Source organism: Streptomyces sp. NPDC057474 (genome assembly GCF_042802555.1).
Lineage (GTDB): Bacteria > Actinomycetota > Actinomycetes > Streptomycetales > Streptomycetaceae > Streptomyces.
In genome coordinates, this window is the sequence record NZ_JBHVDX010000168.1 from 1 (window position 1) to 23,320 (window position 23,320).

The following is a 23,320-nucleotide window of genomic DNA, read 5'->3' on the forward strand; positions in this document are numbered from 1 at the left end:
GCGTGCAGGGGAGCGCCGCGCCCCGGACGGCTGTCGTCAGAGCTGTCGGTAGTAGTGCGCAGTCGGGAACCGGACGCAGCCGAGGCTCTCGTACAGGGCCCGGGCCGGAGCGTGGAAGGCGTCGCCACCGGTGCCGATCTCGACGAGCTTCGTGCCGCGCCCGCGCAGGTCGGCGAAGGCGTGTTCGCACAGGGCGGTGCCCGTACGGTCGCCGCGGTGCTCCCTGTCCACGGCGAGCAGCGTGATCTCGCCGTGGAGGCGGGTGGGGTCGGCCTGCCAGGCGACATAGCCGGCGATGACGCCACCGTCGGTCTCGGCGACCGCGACGTACTTGTGCCGGGCCGGGTCGTGCAGCGCGGGGACCTGTTCGCGGTAGTCATCGCGCCAGCCGGCGTGCAGCGTGGCGAGGACGAGTCCGTCCAGCAGTGTTCCGACAGAGTCCTCGAAGAAGGGCCGGAACGTGTCGATGGTGAGTTCGGTCAGTCGTGCCAGATCGTCCTGGACGAATGCGCGGATGAGCATGGAGTGGGCCTCTCGGTGACCGAGGAAGGAAATATCCGGAGCAGGACATCTCTGGCCCGCCGATCACGTGAGACGTGTCGGTGGGCCGATCCTCAGTGGCGAGTACGCCAGGAAGCGAAGCACTCCATACGCGGCATGCTAGCGGTCCACCACACGTAAGGACACGAATTATGACCCTGCTGGTCGCTGCCGTCATCGTCCACGACCGGGCCGCGGGCCGTGTCGTCCTCCTCCAGCGGGGCGAGAACGCCAGGTTCGCCCGGGGGAGGTGGGACCTGCCCGTCGGGAAGAACGAACCGGGAGAACCCGTCACCGAGACCGCCGTGCGCGAGCTGTACGAGGAGACCGGCCTGACCGTGCAGCCGGAGGCGCTGGAGGTCGTGCATCTCATCCACGCGGCCCGGGGCGTCGAGGCGCCGGGCGGCTTCCTCACCGTCGTCTTCGTCGCCCACGAGTGGACCGGCGAGCTGGAGAACCGGGAACCGCACAAGCACGCCCAGGTCCGCTGGGCCGACACCGGTTCCCTCCCCGAAGACTTCGTCGAGGGCAACGCCGGCGCGCTCCGCGGCCATCTCGCCGCCGACGGTCCTCGGCTGTCCCTGTACGGCTGGGCGCAGCCGGCCTGAACGCAGATCGACGGCGTGGGACCATGGCTGCCCTGTCACATCAGGGCGTCGCTCATATCGAGTTCGGGCAGATGTTCCAAGTCGCCGCGGTACGCATCCGGTCCCCAACACCGCCTCAGACGGCAACCAACCGCACCCGGTCCCCGCAGAGCTTCGCCATGTCGTCGATGTCCGAGGTGAGCATGACCACCGGGCGGTGCTGTCGCAGCGCCATCTCGGCCACGGCAGCGTCGATCGCGTACTTGTGACCGTGCAGACCTGCCCCGATCAACATGGCCGAAGCGGCCTTGGCATCCTCGTCCGCGACGGGCACGATCCGCATGCCGGACAGCACCCACGCGAGCCGCGCCTTGTCCGTCCGGTGATGAACCGCCTCGATGATCGTGAGGGCACTGATGACCACCTCCATGCCCCGTTTGCGCGCCTCGGCGACCAGTGCGACGACAGGTTCGTGATCGCCGACCAGCTTGGACAGGCCTTCACAGTCCAGGACGAGGGTGCCCTCGTGGCTCAGCTTGCGGCGGGCCACTGGCCCTCCTCTGCGAAAACCTCGTCGAAGACACGACGCGCCCGCTCCTGTTCACCGGCGGAGATCGGCCCCTTGCGCTGTTCGTAGTCGGCCAGGTACTCGTCCAGGATCCGGCCGCGCAACTCCCGCTCCACCGCTTCGGCGATGAACGCGGAGAACTCACGCTTGCCGACCCGCTGCCGAATCGCCTCTGCCGTCCCTTCCGGAAGGGAGAGGCTGACCCTGGTGGCGGGGCCTTCACCAATTCCGTACTCACTCATGACGCGAGATTATCAAACGAGTAGGAAGAGAGCAGCCCGCTTCAGCCGACGGGGGCTGCGGAACCGGTCGGGCAGCCTTCGCCGCCGGGACGGACCGCGGCTTTCCTTTTCCGACGTCGAACTGTCCGTCACACCCCCTGACCAGCACGGAGCCGCAGCCCTCGCGGAACGGCACAGAGCCGCGGCCCCCGAAGGAGCCACGGCCCTGTTCCATCGCGATCGGCGTCGGTCAGCGTGGTTCGCGGACGACCGCCACGTCACCGGCCGCCACCAGTACGGTCGCCGAGGCGCCGTTCGTGGCGACCACCTTGCCCGTCAGCAGCTCGGACGCGTCGGCCGCGACCTCGATCTCGGCCTCCGACTCCCCGTGGTTGATCAGGAAGAGATAGTCCGCGTCCGCACCCCGGCGCAGTGCCGCCTCGACGCCCTCGGGGGTCGTACGCACCGACGTCACGCCCGCGTCCTCGCGGATGTGGTCCAGGAGGGAGGCGAGGGTGGACGGGTCCGGGCGGGTGGCGACGTACCAGGCCGTGCCCGTGCCGTGCGTGTTGCGGGTGACCGCCGGGACGCCGGTCAGCGGGCCGGAGGCGTACGTGGTGATCGACTCGGCGCCCGCCAGGGTCACGCGTTCCGACCACAGGCCGGCCGTACCGCCGTCACTCAACCCCACCGACTCCCCCGGCAGCAACGGGAACAGTTCGTCCGTCCGCACGCCCAGCGCCTCACGGAACGCGCCGGGGTAACCGCCCAGCCGGACATGGCAGTTCTCGTCCACCGCGCCGCTGTGGAAGCCGACGGCCAGTGTGCCGCCGCGCTCCGCGAAGTCCGTCAGGTTCGCCGCGCCCTCGTCGTCCACCAGGTACAGGCTCGGCGCCAGCACCAGCTTGTACGCGGAGAGGTCCGCGTCCGGGCGTACGAAGTCCACCGCCACGCCGGCCCGCCACAGGGGCTCGTACCAGGCGCGGACCAGGTCCTGGAAGCGGACCTCGCCGCTCGGCTGGGACGGGAGTTCGACCGCCCACCAGGCGCTCCAGTCCCAGACGATCGCCACCTCGGCGACGCCCGCGCTGCCCCGCACCTCCGCCAACGACCGCAGATCCGCGCCCAGTCGGACCACGTCCCGCCAGATCTGGCTGTCCGTGCCCGCGTGCGGGAGCATCGCCGAGTGCCACTGTTCGGCACCCGCCTTGGCGGCTCGCCACTGGAAGTACGCGATGCCGTCGGCGCCCCGGGCCACGTGGGACAGGGCGTTGCGGCGCAGCTCGCCCGCCGTCTTGGCCCGGTTGACCGGCTGCCAGTTGACCGCACCGGTGGAGTGCTCCATCAGCAGCCACGGACTGCCGCCCGCCAACGACCGCACCAGGTCGCCGCTGAGCGCGATGTCGATCTCGGACTCGGGGTCCGTCGACTGGAGGTAGTGGTCGTTCGAGACGATGTCCAGCTCCGGCGCCCAGCGCCAGTAGTCCAGCTTGTCGAAGTTGTACATCACCATGAAGTTGGTGGTGGCGGGGGTGGCGGGGGCCGCCTCCAGCAGCACCTCGCGCTCCGCCTTGCACAGCGACAGCAGCGCGTCGCTGCAGAAGCGGCGCCAGTCCAGCTGGTGGGTCGGGTTGGGGACCGCGCCCGTCGGGCGGGGCGGGATGATCTCGTCCCAGTCGTAGTACCACTGGCTCCAGAACGCCGTGCCCCAGGCGTGGTTCAGCGCCGCCAGGTCGTTGTCGTACTTGGCCCGCAGCCAGACCCGGAACGCCGCCGCGCTCGTGTCGCAGTAGCACTCGCCGTTGTGGCAGCCGTACTCGTTGTGGATGTGCCACATGACGACGGCCGGGTGGTCCGCGTACCGCTCGCCCAGCACGCGGGCGATCCGCAGCGCCGCCTCGCGGTAGGCGGGACTCGACGGGCAGAAGGTCTGGCGGCTGCCGTACGAGAGGGTGCGGCCGTCCTTGTCCACCGGCAGGGCGTCCGGGTGTTCGACGAAGAACCAGGCCGGCGGGGCCGCCGTCGGGGTCGCCAGGTCGGCGGCGATGCCGTTCTCGTGGAGGAGGGCCAGGATCCGGTCCAGGCGGGAGAAGTCGTACTCGCCCTCGCGCGGCTCCAGCAGCGCCCACGCGAAGATGTTGACGCTGACCATGGTGACGCCCGCCTCGCGCATGAGGCGTACGTCCTCGGCCCAGACCTCCTCGGGCCACTGCTCGGGGTTGTAGTCACCGCCGTAGGCGATGCCGGGGACCTTCAGTTCGCGCTTCATTCGGCGGCCTCCGCATCGTCCGTACCACCCGTGACACCCGTCAGCAGACGGCGAGTCGTGTCCACGCCCCACGTGTCCAGCGACAGCAGGCGGTCGCTGGATGCCATCAGTCCGCCCGTCGCCTCGACGTGCGCCGCCCACTGCTCCCGTGTCTCCACGGCCGGGCGGGCCATCAGGCAGTCGGGGTCGTTCACCCAGAGGCGGCCGTGCTGCCACTGCCGGCCGACGCCCGTGAACTCGGCGGGGTCCTGGCCGGGCTGGCTGTAGTCGTCCGCCTCGGGGCGGCGGTGCGGGGCCGTGTCGGGACTGACCCGCATGGCGTCGAACAGGCCGATGGAGGGGAGGATCGGCGCGCCGCAGCCCAGGAGGTAGGCGTCGGGGCCGATGGCATCGCGGATCAGCTCGATGCCCTGGCGGTACGCCGTCAGGGCATCCACGGAAGCGGAAGCGTGCCGTACGCCGTCCAGCGCGCCCGCGTACAGGAAGTCGACCTTGAAGTAGTCGTAGCCCTCGGCGCGCAGGGTCGTGAAGACCTCGGTCAGGTACGCCGCCGCCTCGGGGTGTGTGGTGTCGAGGACGTACAGGTCGTGGCCCCAGTTGTGGCCGGCGTGCGTGAAGCCGCCGTCCTCGTCGCGCACCAGCCACTGCGGGTGCTCGGCGGCCAGGGAGCTCGACGGGTCGACCAGGAAGGGTGCCGTCCAGATGCCGGCGCGGCGGCCCCGCGCCCGGATCGTGTCGGCGATGCCCGCGCGGGAGTGGAAGCGGCCGGAGAGGGCGAGCCAGTCGCCCAGGGCGCGCTGGTAGCCGTCGTCGATCTGGACGACGTCGACGGGGAGGTCGAGGGTGTCCATCGCACGGAGGTTCTCGTGGATGTCGTCCTCGGTGACGGCGGTGAAGTACTCGTACCAGGAGCACCAGACGGTGGGGGCCGGGCGGGGGGCCGCGAGGCCGAGGCCGGCGGCCCAGTCGCCCAGCACCGACTGGATGTCCGGGCCCGTCCACTCCTTCACCGGGCCGTCGGAGCTCACCTCGGCGACCCCGTCCCGTACCACCAGACGGATGGACGGGACCTCACGTACGGGGTCGGGGGCGGCCCAGAGGCGGACCGGTGTGCCGTCGCCCGGGTCGAGGGCCAGCAGGCCCTCTCCCTGGAAGGTGCCGGCGGGGGCGGTGACACCCGGGCGGTAGCAGACCGTCGCCCAGTTGTCGTTGGTCGGACGGTACGGGGGCATGTCGAGGGCGTAGGCGCCGCTGGGGCTCCAGGACTGCCAGCCCTCCTCGTGGACCCGTGCCGTACTGGTGTCCACGGGCACGGAGACCACGTGGGTGAAGGGGTGGTGCACGAAGCTTCTCTTTCAAAAGTGGGCTGCCGAGTGGGCTGTCAGCCCTTGTTGGCACCCAGCGTCAGACCGCTCACGAACTGCCGTTGGAGTGCGAAGTACACGACCAGTGTGGGGATCGCGGTGAGGAGGGCGCCGGCGGCGACCAGGTTGGGGTCGGTGAAGTACTGGCCGGAGAGGTTGTTCAGGGCCGAGGTGATCGGCATGTTCTCGCCGGTGGAGATCAGGACGAGGGCCCAGAAGAAGTCGTTGTAGATCCAGATGGAGAGCAGGGTCGCCAGGGCGGCCATCGCGGGCTTGCACAGCGGCAGCACGATCTGCCAGTACAGGCGCCACACGGACGCGCCGTCGACGAGCGCGGCCTCGGTCAGCTCGTGCGGCAGGGAGCGCATGTAGTTGCTGAGCACGAAGGCGCAGAAGCCGGACTGGAAGGCCACGTGGATGAGGACCAGGCCGAGCGCGGAGTCGTACAGCTTGCCGCTCATCGTGATGCCGGGGATGTCGATGAGCAGGTACAGGCGGTACAGCGGGGTGATGATGACCTGCTGCGGGAGCAGGTTGCCCGCCGTGAAGACCAGCAGCAGGAAGATGTTGACGCGGAAGTCGAAGCGGCTGACGTAGAACGCCACCATCGACGACAGGAACAGCGTCAGCAGCACCGCCGGGACGGCGATGATCAACGTGTTCACGAAGTAGTGCGTCATGTCCGACTGGGTGAACGCGTTCGTGAAGTTCTCGAAGCTCAGCTTGTCGGGCCACGAGACGTAGCCCTTCTCGCTGGTCTCGCCGTAGGGGCGCATGGCGGCGTACAGGGCCCACAGCAGGGGCGCCAGCCACGCCAGTGACATACCGACGAGGAAGACGTGCAGGAGGATGCGGCCGGGGCGCAGCGGCGTGCGCTCCTTGGGAGCGGCGGTCGCGGCGGTGGTGTCGACGGTGGTGCTCATGCGCGCCGCTCCTTCCGGAAGGTCGCGATCAGATACGGGATGATCACGACGAGGGAGATCACCAGGAGGACGACGGCGATCGCCGATCCGTATCCGATACGGCTCGACTCTCCGATGATGTTGTTGGTGACGAGGATGGAGAGCAGTTCCGTGCCCTCGGCGCCCTTGTTGAAGACGAAGACGAGGTCGAAGGCGCGCAGGGCCTCGATGATGGTGACGACCAGGACGACGGTGTTCGTCGGGCGCAGGGTCGGGAAGATGACGTTCTTGAACGTCTGCCACTCGTTGGCGCCGTCGAGGGCGGAGGCCTCCCGCAGGGAGGGGTCGACGCCCTTCAGGCCGGCCAGGTACAGGATCATCATGTAGCCGGCGTGACGCCAGGACGCGGCGATGAGGATGGCCCAGAGGTTGAGGTCCGGGTCGCCGATCCAGTCGATGTAGTGGCCCGGCTCGTTGGCGCCGATCAGGCTGTTGATCAGGCCCGTGTCGGGGTTGTAGATCAGCTGCCAGACGAAGCCGATGACCGCGAGCGACATCACGACGGGCAGGAAGAAGGCCGTCTGGTAGACGCGGCTGAACCGGATGTTCTTGTCCAGCTGCACGGCCAGGAACAGCCCCAGCGGCGTGGGGATCAGGATGAGCGCAACGAACCAGATGATGTTGTGCTCGACGGCGGGCCAGAACTGCGGGTTGTTGGTGAACAACTCCTTGAAGTTGTCCAGCCCGACCCACTTGATCGAGTCGAAGCCGATGCCGTCCCAGGTGGTGAAGGCCAGCGCGATCGAGGCCAGCGCCGTCACCCAGACGAGGGCGACGTGCAGGATCGTCGGCAGACCCGCCATCAGGCCCAGCGTGAGCCTGTCTCGGCGGGTGAGGAGCCGCCGGTGCCCCTGTGGCACCTTCGCGGCTTGTGCGGTCTTGGCGGCAGGGCCGGAGCCCGGAGGCGGCGTGGCCGCCTCCGGGCTCTCGGTGGGGGTGGTCGTCATGTCAGGAGGTCATCCAGTCGTGAGGACGGTCGATCGTCAGGACGGTCGGTCGTCAGGACGCGAAGATCGTCTTCTTCTGGCGCTCGATGGACGAGAGCAGGCTGTCGACGCCCTTGGGATCGCGGATGAACTTCTGCAGCGCCGGCTGCATCACCGTCGAGGTGAAGTCCGGGCGGCTGTCGCGGTCCATGAACTGGGTGAGGGTCTTGGCGCCGGAGATCATCTCGTACGCCTTCTTCTGCAGGGCGGAGTACGAGGAGGTGTCGGCCTTGGTGGAGGCGGCCACGACGTTCGGGTCGGCCTTGAGGTAGATCTGCTCGGCCTCGGGAGTGCCGAGGAACTCCAGCAGCTTGACCGCGCCCGCCTTGTTCTTCGGGCTCTTGCTCATCATGAAGCCGTCGGTCGGGGCCTCGACGGTGTCCTGGCCGTACGCCGGGTCGATCTCCGGGAAGGCGAAGAAGTCGAGGTCGTCGAGGTCGGCCTTGTTGGTGAACTGCTGGCCCACGAAGGTGCCCAGCAGGTACATGCCCGCCTTCTTCGACGCCAGGGTCTGCGCGGCGTCCTGCCAGGTACGGCCGACGGCGCCCTCCTGGTGGTACGGCAGCAGCTCGGCCCACAGGTCGAAGACCTTGCGCACCTTGGCGTCCGTCCAGGACGCCTTGCCCGCCATCAGCTCGACGTGGAAGTCGTAGCCGTTGGTACGGAAGTTGAGCTGGTCGAAGGTGCCGAGCGCCGGCCAGGCGTCCTTGTCGCCGAAGGCGATCGGGACGAGCTTGTCCTTCTCCATCTGCTTACAGAGGGCGATCAGCTGGTCCCACGTGGTGGGAACCTCGTAGCCCTTCTCCGCGAAGACGCTCTTGCGGTAGAAGAGCGCCCAGGGGTACGTGTACAGCGGCACGAAGTAGAACTTGCCGTCCTCGCCCTTGCTGAGGCCCTTCATCGCCTCGGGGAAGTTGCCCCCGATCTTGTCCCACACGTCGTCGATCTCGGTGGCCAGGCCCTTGGACGCGAAGAACTGCATGCGGTAGCCCGCGAACCAGTGGAACACGTCGTCCGGCGTGCCCTGCAGGTAGGTGTTGATCTGCTCCTGGAACGTGTTGTGGTCCTTGGTGTTCACGTCGACCGTGATCCCGGACTGCTTCTTGAAGGCCGCGTAGATCTCGGCGAACGCCTTCTTCGGCACCGCGTCCGACGCGTTGGAGCCGAGGGTGACGGTCTTCGAGTCGGCGGCCGTGCTGCCGCTTCCGCCGCAGGCGCTGAGCAGGGGGACTCCAGCGCCGAGTGCCGCGGCCCCGCCTATGCCGCGCAGCAGGGTGCGACGGCTCGGGCCGGGGACGGAGAGACCGGAAGGTGTGAGATGCATGTACGGCTCCCTGGGGGACAGGTCGTTCGGTCTCAATGGCCCTCGCCGGTGACTGATCGAAAACAATCAGAAACCAACTCGACCGAACACGGTGGCCGCCATAACAGCTCTATGTCATGTCATACGTCAAGACTTCTTGTCCCCCTTTGTTGAAACGTAATCCCTGGTTGTCGAAACGTGACCGTCACACATGTGAGCCACTTCACTCACGGACATGCACCGACATACGGGACACCGTGACCGCACAAGCCCGCTCGCGGCCCTGTGCGTGACTATCTGAAGGCGGAGAGGGCCTTGGTGTGTTTGCGCCGGCGTATGGACGCGCCCCGGTGTCCCTTCCGCGCCGACGCCCTCCCGTCCCTCGCGTCACCCCCGTTCAACTGGATCCAGATCCGCACCTCGGTCCCGCCCAGCACCGACGACCCGATACGTACATCGCCGCCGGTCGACTCGGCGAGTCGGCGGACGATGTCGAGGCCCAGACCGGTTGAGCCGGCGCTGCCGGAGCCGCGGCCGCGAGCCATGGCGGCCTCGGGGTCGGCGATGCCCGGACCGGCGTCGGAGACGAGAACGATCACCGCGTCCTCGCCGTTGTGAACGTCGACCGCGAACGCCGTGCGCTCCGCCGTGTGCCGGAAGACATTGCCGAGGAGGGCGTCCAGGGCGGCGGCCAGGTCGGCCCGGGCGACGGGTATGCGAACCGGGCGCTCGACCCCGGCCACCCGCCACTTGCGGCCCTCGTCCTCCGCGAGCGCCGACCAGAACGCCATCCGCTCCCGGACCACCTCGGCCGCGTCGCACCCCGCGCCGGGCCCCGCCACCACCGTCTGTGGCTTGGCCTCCCGCGCCGTACGGATGATCGTGTCGACCTCCCGCTCCAGCTGCTCGACCGCCGCCCGCGTCTGCTCGGCGGCCGGCCCGTCGCCGAGCGAGGCCGCATTCAGCCGCAGCACGGTCAGCGGTGTCCGCAGGCGGTGCGACAGGTCCGCCGCCAGCTCCCGCTCGTTCGCCAGCAGCTGGACCACCTGGTCGGCCATCGCGTTGAACGCCACCGCCGCCAGCCGCAGCTCCTTCGGCCCCTCCTCCGGTACGCGCGCGCCCAGCTGCCCCTCCCCCAGTTCCTGCGCGCTCTCCACCAGCCGCCGCGCGGGCCGGACCATGCGCACCCCGAGCCGGTCGGCCACCGCGACCGATCCGACGATCAGCGCGAGCCCCACCCCGGCGAGCACCGCCCACGCCGTGGCGACCCCGTTGCTCACCTCCGACTGGGGCACATACACCTCGACGACCGCTATCTCGCCGGAGCTGAGCGCGGTGGGCTGGAGCAGCGTGGACCCGCCCGGCACCTCGGTGGTGGAGGCCCGGCCCAGCTTCCGCACGGTCGCGATGTCCCGGTCGGAGGCCCGCTGCCGGCCCAGGTCGAGCGCGGCGGCCCCCGCACCGTCCGCCGGTATGTGCACCGCCATCCCGTCGTCCGACCCGGCAGAGGCGACGACCCGCTCCAACTGCTCCCGGTCGGTGGTGATGGAGAGCGCCGGGGCGATCGCGGCGGCCTCCCGCTCGGCGTTGGAGAAGGCCCGGTCCCGTGCCATCTCCTTGATGACCAGCCCGAGCGGCACCGCGAAGGCCACCACGACCATCGCCGTCACCGCCACGCACACCTTGACCAGCGCCCACCTCATGACCGCACCGCCCCGCGCGTCCCGACCGGCCTCCACCTCATGGCCGCGCCCCCGCCCCCGGCGGCTCCAGCTTCACGCCGACCCCCCGCAAAGTGTGCAGATAGCGCGGCTTCGCCGCCGTCTCCCCCAACTTCCGCCGCAGCCACGACAGATGCACGTCGATGGTCTGGTCGTCCCCGTACGACTGCTGCCACACCTCGGCCAGCAGCTCCTTGCGCGGCACGACGACACCGGGCCGTCCGGCGAGGAACGCGAGCAGGTCGAACTCGCGCCGGGTGAGGTCGAGTCGTGCGCCGTCCAGCTCGGCCTGGCGGCGCAACGGGTCGATCGCGAGGCCGCCGACCCGGATGACCGTGGACGGGGGCGCCTCCCCGGCCAAGGCCCGGGAGCGGCGCAGTACGGCCGCCATCCGGGCGGACAGATGCTCGACCGAGAACGGCTTGGTCAAGTAGTCGTCCGCGCCCGCGTTCAGCAGGCGGACGATCTCCGTCTCGTCGTCCCGCGCGGTCGCGATGATCACCGGGACGTCCGTGATGCCGCGCAGCATCTTCAGTGCCTCCGAGCCGTCGAGGTCGGGCAGCCCGAGGTCGAGGATGACCACGTCGAAGCGGAAATACGCGACCTCGCGCAGCGCCTCCAGGGCCGTACCGACGCTGCGCACGGTGTGTGCGGCGTCCGTCAGATGCCTGATCAGCGCCGAGCGTACGAACTGGTCGTCCTCGACCACGAGCACACTTGCCATGCGCCGCACCGTACGCCATGCGGAGGAGGCCGGTCGGGGCCTGTGGATAACTCGCGCGGAGGCCCTGCACAGGGGCCTGCGAACGGGCCCGCGCACGCGCCACCCCACGACACCGCTGGGGCTCGTGGGGCAGTATGGCCGCGATGCGCAGAGGACTCCTACACGTACTGGCCTGGCTGCTCGCCACGGGCGCGGCGGTCACGTTGTCGTGGTGGGGCGTCCATACGGTGATGGCCGGCACCGCGTACGACCCGCCCCGCGCCCTGCCCATCACGGCCGCCGACGCACAGGCCCAGGGAGCCCCCGCGATCACCGCCACGGCCCTTCCGGAGCCGTCGCGGAGCGCGGAGGAACGGGAGAAGGACGGCAGCGGCGAGCAGTCCTCGACTCCTGCGAAGCCGTCGAAGTCCGCGAAGCCCAGTCCCAGTCCGAGCCCGAGCACTCCCGTCGGCTCGGACGCCGCAGACACCTCGGGCGAGATCAAGGGTTACGACACCGAGGGCGGGCGGGTGGTCCTCTCGCTCGGCGAGGAGTACGCGACCCTCGTCTCGGCGACGCCCGGCTCGGGTTGGTCGATGCAGGTGTGGAAGACGGAGACGTGGATCCGGGTCGATTTCGCCGCCGGTTCGGACCGGGTGTCGGTGTTCTGCACCTGGCACGACAGCGCGCCCCGGGTGGACGTCCAGAACTTCTGACCTCAGCGGAACACCGACGACGGCGGCGCGGGCGAGGCCACCGCCCCCGCGTCCGTCACCGGCACCGCGCCGCCCGTGAAGTCGGCGAGCGCCCTGCCGTGTTCGACGCGGCCGGGGTGCGGGTCGGAGGCGGCGCGGCGGGTCAGTTCCGCGACGGGGAGCGGCTGGTCGGAGGCGACGAGGACCGCGTTGCCGAATCGTTTGCCCCGCAGCACTGTGGGGTCTGCGACGAGCGCCAGCTCCGGAAAGACGACGGCGGCGGTGGCGATCTGGCCGCGCAGATGGGCCAGCGGCGGCCCGTCGGCGAGGTTCGCGGCGTAGCACCCGCCGGGCTTCACCACCCGCCGTACGTCCGTGAGGAATTCCGTCGACGTCAGGTGCGCCGGGGTACGCGCCGCGCTGAACACATCCGCGATCACCAGGTCCGCCCATCCGTCCGGCACCTTCGCGAGCCCTTCGCGCGCGTCCGTCGACCGCACCCGTACCCGGGCGTTCGGGTCCAACGGCAGCTCCCGCCGGACCAGTTGGACGAGGGCCGCGTCACGCTCGACGACCTGCTGGGTGGAGCGGGGGCGCGTGGCGGCCACGTACCGGGCGAGGGTGAAGGCGCCCCCGCCGAGATGCACGGCGTACACGGGCCGACCGGCCGGGGCGACGAGGTCGATGACATGCCCGAGCCGACGCTGGTACTCGAACGACAGATACGCCGGATTGTCGAGATCGACATGCGACTGCGGCGCCCCGTCGACCAGCAACGTCCACGCCCGAGGCCGGTCCCGATCCGGAAGCAGCTCGGCGAGCCCCCCGTCGACCTCCTCGACAACGGCGTCGGCCCCTTGCCCACGCCGCCCCTGCCCCTTCTTCGGCCTGCCCATTCACCCATTATCGGCCCGGACGGAGATGGGCGCGCCGCGCGGGGCACCACCCTGCGGGTCGCAGGCCCGCCCTTGAGGGGCGCGGGGCTGTGACATATGCGGCTCCGCCGCGTGGGCGCGATCAGCCACGACGAACCCGCAGCCGCCGACGGACACAACCCCGACAGCGACCAGGCCCTGACTCACCGGCAGTTGTCCGCAGCCTCAATCATCCGGGCGGCCTCGTCCAGCGCCGCCCGCAACACCGTCGGATCGGTCGCGAGGTCCGCCTCCTCGGGCGGAAGTAACCAGTCCGACCCGTCCGCGGGAACGAGCGCCGCCCCCCGCCCATCGCTCTGCGTGCACGTACTCCCCGGCACGTCCCACTCGTCAGCCGTACCGGGCGGTACCAGAAACCCGAGCGTGTCGCACGTGTCGTCATGCAGAACGGGCCCGACCGTCATGACGGGCCCCACCGCGTCGAGGGCACCCCGGCGGAGAATGTCGACCGCCTCCAGCCCCTGCCGCGCGGGCACGGTCACCAGGTCGCACTCGGAACGGGGTTCGAGGTTCTTCATCCGGTCCTCCAACACGCGCAAGCCCCTTCTCCAGCCTCCAGCGAGTGGCCGCGGGAGTGCGGGCGGTCCCCGGTCCACGTTGCTCAACGCGCCACTCCGTCAACGGCTACGGCGAAACTGCGCCGCAAAAGGATGGCAGTTCATGGCAGATCCAGGATGAGATATCCGGTTTGTAGCCAAATCACGCGTGGGGGCACCGACGGGGCGGGTACGTTCTTGCCCCGCCGGACACAGCGGAACCAACCGTGCAGCACGCACACAAGTCCTACTGAATCCGGCATGGTTCGACGGTTCGCGAGAGAGGGCCCGGCCATGGCGTCGTCATCGGTGACCTCGTCCCAGTTCCCCCGTCCACAGCGACCGAACCTCGCTTTCAGGCGGCTGCGCGGGCAGCGTTCGCCGGGCGAGTTCGCCGCGGCGGTACGGCGGGCCGCGCGCGAGATCGGCGAGCGGGTGAGCTGTGACGCGCGATACGTCGGACGGGTCGAGGCCGGCGAGATCCGCTGCCCCAACTACGCGTACGAACGGGTGTTCCTGCATATGTTCCCTGGCCGGACGCTGACCGACCTGGGGTTCGCGCCCCGCGCGGAGGTACGCGGTCGGGGGGCGCGCCCCACCGACGAGGCGCCCTCCCCTCGCAACAAGAGCCGCTCCCACTCCTCACACGGAATGAGGGGTGAGACGGAGGGGGCGTACGAGCCGTATGACACGCAAGAGATGTACGACATGCAGGACCCGCGGGGCGACACGGGCTATGTGCGCGGCCGGCGGGGCCCGCAGCACACGTACCAGAACCACGAGGAGAGCGACGTGCAACGTCGCGCATTCATGACCGGAGGTACCGCCGCGGTGGCGGCCGCCTCGCTCGGCCCCTTCGCCCTGGGCGGCGCGGCCTCGGCCGCCGGCCGTCCCGTCCACCGGGCGGGTACGGGGGAGGCGGGGGCCCTCGAAGCGGCCGTACGCAAGATTCGGCTGCTCGACGACCGGCACGGGGCGGACGGGCTGTACCGCAGGGCCTCGGCGCCGCTGCGGGCGGCGTACGCGCTGCTCGACGCGGGCACCACCCGGCAGACCACAGCCGACCGGCTGTACTCGGGGGCCGGGGAACTCGCCATCTCCGTGGGCTGGCTGGCCCATGACTCGGGGCGGTTCGACGACGCCCGCTCGCACTACGCGGAGGCCCTCGCCACGGCCCGGATGGCGGGGGACCCTGGCCTGGAGGCGCACGCGTTCTGCAACACGGCCTTCCTCGCGCGTGACGCGGGCCGGCCGCGTGAGGCGGTACGGGCGGCGCAGGCCGCGCAGCGGGTCGCCCGGCCGCTGGGGTCGCCGCGGCTGATGTCCCTGCTGGCGCTGCGGGAGGCGGGTGGCTGGGCGGGGCTCACCGACCGGACCGGCTGCGAGCAGGCGCTGGCCCGGGCGCACGCCCTGTTCGGACGGGGGGCCTGCGAGGCGGACCCCGAGTGGATGAGCTTCTACGGCGAGGCCGAGCTGGAGGGACTCGAGGCGCAGTGCTGGTCCACGCTGGGCGACTGGCCCCGGGGGGCCCGGCACGCGCGCCGGGCGGCCGGTCTCCAGAACCCGCACTTCACCCGCAACATCGCGCTCTACACCGCCGAGCTCGCCGACGACCTCGCGCGCGGGGGGCGCCCCGACGAGGCCGCGGCGGCCGGTATGCAGGTCCTCGACCTCCTCGACGAGGTCCAGTCCTCCCGCGTCCAGCAGATGCTGGCCGGCACGGCCCGCTTGCTCCTGCCCCACCGCCGGGCTGCGGGGGTGTCGGCGTTCCTGGAACGGCACGCGGGGGTCGCGCGGACCGCGTAGGCGGCAGCTTCGAGGGTGCCCCCTCGCTGTGGCGGGGCGGGGGCCGGTCTCGCTCACCGGCGCTTACCAGGTGCCGCTGAGCCCGTCCTCCCCGTCCTCCCCACCCTCGGCTTCGCTCGAGCGGGAGGTACCCCATCGCCCCAGCGGCACGACTGCCCGCAGCCAGGACTGGCGGTCGATGATCAGCCCGCCAGGTGCCCCGTGTCGTTCCAGGACTCGATCGCCGGGTCGCCGTAGGCCCAGCCCAGCACCGACAGGGAGGTCGGGTTGAGGCGGATGCGGGCGGCGAAGTCGAGGTCGAGGCCCAGCCAGCGGGCGGCTATGGAACGCAGGATGTGGCCGTGGGCGAAGACCAGCACATCGCGGTCCGCGCTCCGCGCCCACGCGACCACCTCGTCCGCGCGCGCGGAGAGCTGCCGCAGGGTCTCCCCCTCGGGGACGCCGTCGCGCCACATGAGCCAGCCGGGGCGGAAGGCCTGGATCTCGGCGGGGGTGAGTCCCTCGTACGCCCCGTAGTCCACCTCCATGAGCGTGTCCCACTCGGTGGCCCGGTCGCCGAAGCCGGCCAGTTCGCACGTCTCACGCGCGCGGGAGAGGGGACTCGTCCGGACGTCGACCCCGGGCAACCCGTCCAGGGGCGCCCGGTGGAGGCGCTCCCCGAGGAGCTTGGCACCGCGCCGGCCCTCTTCGAGGAGGGAAATGTCCGTCCTGCCGGTGTGCTTCCCGAGCAGGGACCATTCCGTCTGTCCATGCCGGGCCAGCAGGATGCGCGGTGCCATGGGGAACCTTTCCGGGGGCCTTCTGGGAGAAGGGAAAAACGAGAGGCGGATGGTTCCATCATCGCTCACGCTGTCGGGGGCAACCCGAGAGGCGATCTCTGCGTCTTGGACATCGTCTTGCACAGGGACCACAGCTGGACGACACACAGGTGAACAGCGACACACGCAGATGGGGGAGGACGTTCGGATGCCGCAGACCGAGGCGACCGAGGCACCGGTTACCAGAAGGACCGGCACACCGGTTACCGAGGCGGCGCCGAGCACGCGGCTCCGCTGGTGGACCGAGCTGCCGCTGATCCTGCTGGTGTACGGGGCGTACTCGGTCGGCCGACTGCTCGCCCGCGGCGACACCTCCCACGCCGTCGACCACGGCCTGACGATCCTGCGGATCGAGAAGGCCCTGTGGCTCAACGCCGAGCACCCGCTCAACCGTCTGTTCACCCGTGAACCCTGGATAGGGATCCCCGCCGACTTCTGGTACGCGTCGCTGCACTACCTGGTCACACCCGCGCTCCTGATATGGCTCTTCAGGTCCCGTACGGTGCGCTACCGCGCGGCCCGTACCTGGCTGCTGACCTCCACCTTCATCGGCCTCGTCGGTTTCACCCTGCTCCCCACCTGCCCGCCCCGCCTGCTCGACCCGTCCCACGGTTTCGTCGACACCATGGCCCACTACAGCGCATGGGGCTGGTGGGGCGGCGAGGCCAGCGCGCCCCGGGGCCTGGGCGGCATGACCAACCAGTACGCGGCGATGCCGAGCCTGCACGTCGGCTGGGCCCTGTGGTGCGGTGTGATCCTCTGGCGCTTCGGCGGCGGCTCGCGCCTCACGCGGACCGCCGCCGTCGCGTACCCGCTGATCACCACGATCGTGGTGATGGGCACCGCGAACCACTACTTCCTCGACGCGGTGGCGGGCGCCGCCGTCATGGGGGCGGGCCTGCTGCTGACGCCGCTGGTACTGCGGATCGCGGACCAGTGCCGCGTCTCGCTCGGACTCGGGACAGTGGCCGGCGACGGCCCGTTCGGCGGCGTCGAGGACCGGGCCGACGGCGGTGTCGGAAACCGGGTCGAAGGCGGCATCGAGGGCCGTGGCGACGGCGGTGGTCGGCAGCGCGTGAAGGGTGGGGAAGGACGGCCCGTCGAGGCGCGGGAGCGGGGGCGCGCGGAGGAGCCCGTCACTTCGGGCGCGGCCACCTCTCGGGGCTCGGTTTCCCCAATTGTCAGTGGTGGGTGCCAGACTTCCCCGCGTGAGCGAATTCCACGGCAGCGGATCATCGAACCCGAGCCGGGTGCCGCCCCCTCGGAGGCAGGGGACGGCGCTGCGGCAGCGGCTCGCTGAGCTGCGCGGACCCGAGGTCCCACCCAAGGCGCTGGACGCGCGCGCCCTCGCCGCGCTCGCGGCCAACCCGGGCTGTGAGCGCCGCGCGCTGCTGGACGGCGCGGGCGTGAACAAGGCGGTGCTGGCGGACGCGCTCGGCTCGCCCTCCGCCTTCGGCCAGTCCCAGTTCGCCTTCATGCGGGGCAACGCCTTCGAGGCGCGGGTCAAGGCGGACGGCGGCGCGGAGCTGCTGCGGCTGGTGCACGAGAGACTGGACCCCGGCGCCGAGCCGCCCACCGCGGCCTCCGTCCCCGACCTCACCGCGGTCGGCCCCGAGGGCCGCGCCGCCCGTACGGCACTGGCGTTGCGCGAGGCCACGGACGCCGGCGGCTGGTCACTGCTCGACCACCCCATGCTCGCGCTCGACGTCGCGGGTACCCCCGCGTTCCTGGAGCCGGACGCGGTGGTGGTCCACCCGGACGGCACCTGGTCGGTCGTCGAGATCAAGTCCTTCCCGATGCTGGACGGTTCGGCGGACCCGGCGAAAGTGGGCGCGGCGGCCCGCCAGTCCGCGGTGTACGTGCTCGCGCTGGAGGAGGTCGCCGCCCGGCTCGGCGGCGACGCCCGCAAGGGCGCCCCCGCCCCCGAGGTCCGTCACCGGGTGCTGCTGGTCTGCCCCAAGGACTTCACCAACCTCCCGACAGCCGCCTCGGTGGACGTCCGCAAGCAACGGGCGGTGACGCGCCGCCAGTTGGCACGGCTCACCCGTATCGAGGAGATCGCGGACGCCCTGCCCGAGGGCATGTGCTTCGCCCCTGACCTCCCTCAGGGGCAGCTGACGACGGCCGTCGAGGCGCTGTCCGCCACCTACGCCCCCGAGTGCCTCGCCGCCTGCGAGCTGGCCTTCCACTGCCGGGCCCGCTCCCGCACGGAGGGCGCGGTGACGTCCCTGGGCCGGGCCACGCGCGCCGAGTTGGGTGGCCTCACGACGGTCGAGGACGTCCTGGCGGCGGCCCACGGCAGGGCCGGCGACCCGGCCGACCCGGCCGTGGCCGCGCTGCGCAGGGCGGCGGAGCTGCGGGCGGAGGCGCTGGGAGTCCCGGCCGAGCGCCGGGAGGCCGCCGCCCTCCCCGGTTCGGTCCCGGAGGGTGCCGCATGTCGCTGATCGCCACCCTCGCCCGCCTCGAAGCCGTCAGTACGGGCCGCGCCCAGCCCGCCGCCACGGTCCTGCACCGGCATCTCTCCGCCCACCCCCTCGTCCTCGTGCCGCTCACCACCGCCGGTGAGGCCGGGGCCCCGCTCGGCGCGCTCGTGGGCACCGACCGGGACGCGCCCCGGCTGCTGGTGGTGCCACAGCCCCGGGACCGTGATCTACGGTTCGCGTTCCTGGCCGAGCTGGCGGACATCGTGCTGCCGTACGTGGACACCTACGCCGACGTCGTGGAGGCGGCCGAGCGGAACGAGACCGACCCGGAGACCGGCAAGCGCGTCAAGGTCGAGGTCGAACTGTGCGCGGACGCCCCGCAGTTGATCCTGCCCAGCCGGACGGGCATCGACTTCGTACGGCTCCTCGGGCGCTCCATGCGGTTCCGGCGCACCGCCGAGCAGGACCCGGAGGCGCCCCATCCGGCGCCGCCGCGCGTGCCGTTGCTCGGGCGGTGGCTCACCCACTTCGGGGAGCGGGCACGGGTGCCGGGCTCCTCACTGCTGCTCGCGCTCACCGACCTGCTGTCGCGGCACTGGGCGACCGGGCAGTCCGGGGTGGAGGACCAGCACCTGGGGTCGCTCCTCGCCTGGATCGACCCCCCGGAAGGCGAACCGGGCGAGGCGGCCGCGCGGCGGGCCGAGCTGGCGCGGGACGCCGAGGGCCAGTTGCTGTGCCCGCCCGCCGGGCCCGCGACCGACCCGGCGTTCGACAACAAGCTGCTGGCCCCGGCCATCGAGCGGTACGACCGGGCGCGGCTCGCCCTGGCCGCCGCCGAGGACGGCCTGGAGGCCGACGACCGGCTGGGCGCGCTGACCGCCGCCGAGCACGAGATCCGCGCCCTCGTCGAGAGCCGCACCCGGCCCACCTGGGACGCGGTCTGGCACGGACTCGACCTGCTGCGCGCCCTGCCGGAGGGCGCCCACGCGGCCGACCGGTGGACCCGCGACCGCTGGTCCTTCACCGGCCACCGGGACCGGATCGTCGCCGGGGAGCCCCCGCAGCCCCGCATCGACGACGCGGTCACCGCCGCGAACAAGCTGGCCGCGCGCGAGCGTGAACAGGCCCGCCTCGACGCCCAGGAGGCCCTCGACGACCCGCTCGTCATGGCCGGGCGGCGGCTGGCCGGGGAGGCGTTCGCCGGTGAGGTCACGGACGTCGTGATGGCGTACAGCGAGGGCAAGCGGCCCAGCCCACGGCCGCTGGTCACCGTACGGACGCGGGACCGGCCGCATCTCGGGGAGCGCGCGAAGGTGTACCGCTCGCTGGGCGGGAAGCCGCAGACGGCGGAGTTCGTGGAGTACGAGGGTGCCGAGGGTGCCGAGGGCGAGGGTCGGGAGGGCGGACTTCTGGTTCTGCGGATCATGGACAAGATGGGGCGGGGCAAGGAGCCGGAGGTGGGGTCGGTCCCCGAGAAGGGGGACCTGCTCTGCTTCACCCTCTTCGAGCACGACCAGCGGGGCGGGGCGAAGCTGCCGGACCCGGAGGAGACACCGTGGACGCACGGCGGGCCGCCGGGTGAGGCGGCCGCCGTGGCTGGAGTTGCCGACCCCGTGACCGAGGAGGACGTCCTTTGAACCCTCCCCCGCGATCAGCACCAGCCGGGTTGGAACCAGCCCGGGTTGCCGAGAGATCGAAGGCAGCGGCGCCGGCTTGGTTCTCGCTCAGCACGTCGCGAAACCACCATCTGCAACAGGGGCGACACTCCTCGTGACCAATCGCGTTCAACAAGCCCCTGCTGACCCTGGTACGGCAGCCACGCAGGCCACCGACGCGATCCTGCGCGACACGCTGCACGGCGAGGCGCGCGGCGTCGTCGTCGACTCGCCGCCCGGCGCCGGGAAGTCGACGCTCGTAGTCCGCGCCGCGCTCGAACTCGCCTCCGCCGGCCGCCCGCTGATGGTCATCGCGCAGACGAACGCGCAGGTCGACGACCTGGTGATCCGGCTCGCGGAGAAGGACCCGGACCTCCCGGTCGGCCGGCTGCACAGCAGCGACAGCGACCCGTACGACAAGGCGCTGGACGACCTGTCGAACGTGCGGAAGTCGACGAAGGCGGCCGATCTGGCCGGGCTGGACGTCGTGATCTCCACAGCCGCGAAGTGGGCGCACGTCAAGGGGGTCGAGCCGTGGCGGCACGCGATCGTCGACGAGGCGTACCAGATGCGGTCGGACGCGTTGCTGGCCGTGGCGGGGCTGTTCGAGCGGGCGCTGTTCGTGGGTGATCCCGGGCAGCTGGACCCGTTCGCGATCGTGGGCAGCGAGCAGTGGGCGGGGCTGTCGTACGATCCGTCGGCCTCGGCGGTGACCACACTGTTGGCCCATAATCCCGAGCTGCCCCAGCACCGGCTGCCGGTGTCATGGCGGCTCCCGGCGTCGGCGGCACCCCTGGTCTCCGACGCGTTCTATCCCTTCACCCCCTTCCGCAGCGGCACGGGGCACGGGGACCGGCGGCTCGGTTTCGCGGTGCCGTCGGACGGCTCCGGCCCCGACCGGGTCATCGACGAGGCGGCCGAGTCCGGGTGGGGTCTGCTGGAGCTGCCGGCCCGGCACACGCCACGGACCGACCCCGAGGCGGTACGGGCCGTCGCGCAGGTCGTCCGGCGGCTCCTCGACCGGGGTGGGGCGGCGACCTCCGAGCGCTCCGAGGAGCCCGCGCCGGTGACCGCCGACCGGATCGCCGTCGGTACGGCCCACCGCGACCAGGCCGCGGCGGTGCGCTCCGCGCTGGCCGAGCTGGGCGTCTCCGACGTGGTCGTGGACACAGCCAACCGGCTCCAGGGGCGGGAGTACGACGTCACGGTCGTCCTGCACCCGCTGTCCGGGCGCCCCGACGCGACGGCGTTCCACCTGGAGACCGGGCGGCTGTGCGTCCTCGCCTCCCGGCACCGGCACGCCTGCATCGTGGTCTGCCGCGAGGGCGTCACCGACCTGCTCGACGACCACCCGTCGACCGAGCCGGTCCAGCTGGGCGTGACCGTGAAGTTCCCGGACGGCTGGGAGGCGAACCACGCGGTGCTGGCGGAGCTGGCGGAGCATCGGGTGGCCTGGCGGCCTTAGGGCGGGGGTTGGGTGCGGGGGCCGGGTGCGGGTGCTGGGCGGCGCGTGGCCGGGGTGACCCCTGGGCGGGTGAGAGCGGGGCGGCGCCCTTGGGGGCTTGGTGTGCGGGGGCGGCGCGTGGGGGCACCGGGTGGGTTCGATGCCTACTTGCGCGGTCACGAGACAATGGACGGTGGCCCTCCTCCCGGGACGCCCCCGGGGACCGGCCACTGAACCGTCGTACGAGGAGGAGAAGACATGGCGGAGCCCACGCCGCATCGGAACCAACCGCGGCTACGCCCCGCGCCCCTGCTCTTCGAGCCGGCGGAGGCGGCCGGCGATCCCGAGCACTTCTTCGATCTGGAGTCGATCGACGATCCCCGGGCGTTGCTGTCGCGGGCGACGGAGTTGGCACAGGCGTTTCGGGCGGCGGCGGACCGGGCCGTGGAGTTCCAGGCGATCGCGGCGGCGCAGCTGGCGGATCCTCGGCGGTTCGACCGGCTGACCTCGGCGGATATCGCGGAGCGGGCGGAGTGGACCGAGGACTACGCCAAGAAGATGGTCGAGTATGGGCGGGATCTGTCGCAGGGGCGGGACGCCGGTGGGCCGGAGTCCATCTGAGCGGGGATCGTGCGGCCGGGGTCGGTAGGTGCCCGGTGCTGGGGCCTGGGTGCTGGGCTCGGGGCAGGGATTCACTCACCGGCGCTCGCCGGGTGCCGCTGCGCCCACCCGTGCCGCCTCAGCGGCACGATCGGCCGGCAGCTACGACAGGTCGACTTCCGGTACCGCTGCGGGGTGGGCGCCGCCCCGGCACGACTGCCCTCAGCCGGGACAGCCATGAAGGCCCCCGGCGGCACGACCGTCCGCAGCTGTGTACGGCGGACCGGTGGGCAGGCACGCAACCCCTCGAAACACCGTCTGGCATATGCCGGGTGGGCAAGATACCCCACTTATCCATCTCGCGTACCAGTTTCTGGCAACTGCTCGGGGTCGGGTGGTCACAGGCGGTAGATCTAGAGGTATGGGCGCTGGAGTTGAGACGGGTAGGTATCCGCAGGACGGGGTCGACGTCGCGGGGGTCACGGCGGAGGGGGCGACTTGGCTGGCCTCGGCAGGAACGTATCCGCGCAGCACGTTGACGCTGTGGGAGGAACGGCCGGCCGCGCCGGTGGTGCTGCCGTGCGGGACCGTCTTCGACGTCGTCAGCGTGCCGGCGATCTTCGGGCGGCGGATGCTCGACCGGTTATGGGACGAGGGCCCCGGCTCCGGACCGGTCGCCGTCTACCGCGGGCGCATGCTGCTGTTCGCCTCCCCCGGCACCGCCCAACGGCTGCCCACCCTCCTGGAGTGGGAGGAGTGGGGCTCCCCCGGCCGCACCGGCGCCGTCCCACCCCTCCTCTGTCACGGCATCGGCGACGCGGTGACCGTCCCGGCCGTGCTCCACACCGGAGACAAGGGAGACTGCGGAGACAGCGGCAAGAGCGGCGACCTTGGTGACAAGGGCACCGCCGAGGCCGTCGGCAGCACGCCGGACGCGCCCGGAATCACCCGGCTCGGGTCCCGTTGGCTCGTCGCTCCGGACACCCGTCGACCTTGGCTTCCGGGGCCCGAGGTGTTGCTCTGGGCGGCGGTCCGGGCGGCCCGGACGAGTGCCTCGGCGACCGTGCGCGTATCGATTTTTCCTCCCGCCGATCAGGGTGCTAAGGTCTACGACGTCAGCAGGCGCCGCTAGCTCAGTTGGTTAGAGCAGCTGACTCTTAATCAGCGGGTCCGGGGTTCGAGTC

22 protein-coding genes are annotated in these 23,320 nt (G+C 71.3%); 9 read left to right on the forward strand and 13 right to left on the reverse strand.

The genetic code is table 11. The annotated features are described in order from the left end of the window. Positions 1-36: 36 nt before the first annotated feature. A complete protein-coding gene (locus ACFU53_RS34115; protein ID WP_384001293.1) occupies positions 37-522 on the reverse strand; it encodes a GNAT family N-acetyltransferase in 486 nt (161 codons plus the stop codon). A gap of 170 nt (positions 523-692) precedes the next feature. Here ACFU53_RS34115 and ACFU53_RS34120 point away from each other — a divergent pair, with 170 nt between their 5' ends. Beyond that, positions 693-1,148: an NUDIX domain-containing protein gene (locus ACFU53_RS34120; protein ID WP_384001296.1), complete on the forward strand. Its 456-nt coding sequence runs from the start codon at positions 693-695 to the stop codon at positions 1,146-1,148. Positions 1,149-1,263: 115 nt separating this feature from the next. On the opposite strand, the gene ACFU53_RS34125 is transcribed toward ACFU53_RS34120, so the two are convergent. The 9 genes from ACFU53_RS34125 to ACFU53_RS34165 all read right to left on the reverse strand — a co-directional run bounded on the left by ACFU53_RS34125 (position 1,264) and on the right by ACFU53_RS34165 (position 11,245). Continuing rightward, positions 1,264-1,677, reverse strand: coding sequence for a DNA-binding protein (locus tag ACFU53_RS34125; RefSeq protein ID WP_384001299.1), 414 nt, complete (start codon positions 1,675-1,677; stop codon positions 1,264-1,266). Continuing rightward, positions 1,659-1,937 (reverse strand): hypothetical protein, encoded by a 279-nt coding sequence (locus ACFU53_RS34130; protein ID WP_384001302.1) that lies wholly within the window; start codon positions 1,935-1,937, stop codon positions 1,659-1,661. Before ACFU53_RS34130 ends, ACFU53_RS34125 begins: the two co-directional genes overlap by 19 nt. A gap of 229 nt (positions 1,938-2,166) precedes the next feature. Further along, positions 2,167-4,185 (reverse strand): beta-galactosidase, encoded by a 2,019-nt coding sequence (locus tag ACFU53_RS34135; protein ID WP_384001305.1) that lies wholly within the window; start codon positions 4,183-4,185, stop codon positions 2,167-2,169. Next, the gene (locus ACFU53_RS34140) at positions 4,182-5,528 is read right to left on the reverse strand and encodes a glycoside hydrolase family 36 protein (protein WP_384001308.1); all 1,347 of its coding nucleotides are present in this window, start codon (positions 5,526-5,528) and stop codon (positions 4,182-4,184) included. Before ACFU53_RS34140 ends, ACFU53_RS34135 begins: the two co-directional genes overlap by 4 nt. Positions 5,529-5,566: 38 nt before the next feature. Then, positions 5,567-6,472, reverse strand: coding sequence for a carbohydrate ABC transporter permease (locus tag ACFU53_RS34145; protein ID WP_384001311.1), 906 nt, complete (start codon positions 6,470-6,472; stop codon positions 5,567-5,569). Next, on the reverse strand, positions 6,469-7,458 hold the full coding sequence (locus ACFU53_RS34150; RefSeq protein ID WP_384001314.1) for a carbohydrate ABC transporter permease: 990 nt from the start codon (positions 7,456-7,458) through the stop codon (positions 6,469-6,471). Before ACFU53_RS34150 ends, ACFU53_RS34145 begins: the two co-directional genes overlap by 4 nt. Before the next feature lie 52 nt (positions 7,459-7,510). Beyond that, on the reverse strand, positions 7,511-8,821 hold the full coding sequence (locus ACFU53_RS34155) for an ABC transporter substrate-binding protein (protein ID WP_384001317.1): 1,311 nt from the start codon (positions 8,819-8,821) through the stop codon (positions 7,511-7,513). 272 nt (positions 8,822-9,093) lie between these two features. Continuing rightward, the gene (locus ACFU53_RS34160) at positions 9,094-10,503 is read right to left on the reverse strand and encodes a sensor histidine kinase (protein WP_384001320.1); all 1,410 of its coding nucleotides are present in this window, start codon (positions 10,501-10,503) and stop codon (positions 9,094-9,096) included. 37 nt (positions 10,504-10,540) lie between these two features. Then, positions 10,541-11,245: a response regulator transcription factor gene (locus ACFU53_RS34165; protein ID WP_384001323.1), complete on the reverse strand. Its 705-nt coding sequence runs from the start codon at positions 11,243-11,245 to the stop codon at positions 10,541-10,543. A gap of 134 nt (positions 11,246-11,379) precedes the next feature. Here ACFU53_RS34165 and ACFU53_RS34170 point away from each other — a divergent pair, with 134 nt between their 5' ends. Further along, a complete protein-coding gene (locus ACFU53_RS34170; RefSeq protein ID WP_384001326.1) occupies positions 11,380-11,940 on the forward strand; it encodes a hypothetical protein in 561 nt (186 codons plus the stop codon). Positions 11,941-11,942: 2 nt separating this feature from the next. Here the strand turns inward: ACFU53_RS34170 and ACFU53_RS34175 are convergent, their stop codons facing one another. Both ACFU53_RS34175 and ACFU53_RS34180 read right to left on the reverse strand, forming a co-directional pair. After that, positions 11,943-12,815, reverse strand: coding sequence for a spermidine synthase (locus tag ACFU53_RS34175; protein ID WP_384001329.1), 873 nt, complete (start codon positions 12,813-12,815; stop codon positions 11,943-11,945). A gap of 182 nt (positions 12,816-12,997) precedes the next feature. Beyond that, positions 12,998-13,372, reverse strand: a complete 375-nt coding sequence (locus tag ACFU53_RS34180; protein ID WP_384001350.1) for a hypothetical protein — start codon at positions 13,370-13,372, stop codon at positions 12,998-13,000. 312 nt (positions 13,373-13,684) lie between these two features. Between ACFU53_RS34180 and ACFU53_RS34185 the strand changes: the two genes are divergently transcribed. Continuing rightward, complete coding sequence (locus ACFU53_RS34185) at positions 13,685-15,196, forward strand: hypothetical protein (RefSeq protein WP_384001332.1); 1,512 nt, start codon at positions 13,685-13,687, stop codon at positions 15,194-15,196. Positions 15,197-15,378: 182 nt separating this feature from the next. On the opposite strand, the gene ACFU53_RS34190 is transcribed toward ACFU53_RS34185, so the two are convergent. Further along, complete coding sequence (locus ACFU53_RS34190) at positions 15,379-15,975, reverse strand: histidine phosphatase family protein (RefSeq protein ID WP_384001335.1); 597 nt, start codon at positions 15,973-15,975, stop codon at positions 15,379-15,381. Positions 15,976-16,162: 187 nt separating this feature from the next. Here ACFU53_RS34190 and ACFU53_RS34195 point away from each other — a divergent pair, with 187 nt between their 5' ends. The 6 genes from ACFU53_RS34195 to ACFU53_RS34220 all read left to right on the forward strand — a co-directional run bounded on the left by ACFU53_RS34195 (position 16,163) and on the right by ACFU53_RS34220 (position 23,268). After that, positions 16,163-17,314: a phosphatase PAP2 family protein gene (locus ACFU53_RS34195; protein WP_384001339.1), complete on the forward strand. Its 1,152-nt coding sequence runs from the start codon at positions 16,163-16,165 to the stop codon at positions 17,312-17,314. Continuing rightward, a complete protein-coding gene (locus ACFU53_RS34200) occupies positions 17,265-18,458 on the forward strand; it encodes a hypothetical protein (RefSeq protein WP_384001352.1) in 1,194 nt (397 codons plus the stop codon). The genes ACFU53_RS34195 and ACFU53_RS34200 overlap by 50 nt, the downstream gene beginning before the upstream one ends. After that, positions 18,449-20,074, forward strand: coding sequence for a hypothetical protein (locus ACFU53_RS34205; RefSeq protein WP_384001342.1), 1,626 nt, complete (start codon positions 18,449-18,451; stop codon positions 20,072-20,074). The genes ACFU53_RS34200 and ACFU53_RS34205 overlap by 10 nt, the downstream gene beginning before the upstream one ends. Before the next feature lie 133 nt (positions 20,075-20,207). Further along, complete coding sequence (locus tag ACFU53_RS34210) at positions 20,208-21,557, forward strand: AAA domain-containing protein (RefSeq protein ID WP_384001344.1); 1,350 nt, start codon at positions 20,208-20,210, stop codon at positions 21,555-21,557. Between the two features lie 237 nt (positions 21,558-21,794). Then, a complete protein-coding gene (locus ACFU53_RS34215; RefSeq protein WP_384001346.1) occupies positions 21,795-22,157 on the forward strand; it encodes a hypothetical protein in 363 nt (120 codons plus the stop codon). Positions 22,158-22,557: 400 nt separating this feature from the next. Further along, complete coding sequence (locus ACFU53_RS34220) at positions 22,558-23,268, forward strand: bifunctional DNA primase/polymerase (RefSeq protein WP_384001348.1); 711 nt, start codon at positions 22,558-22,560, stop codon at positions 23,266-23,268. Positions 23,269-23,320: the final 52 nt, after the last annotated feature.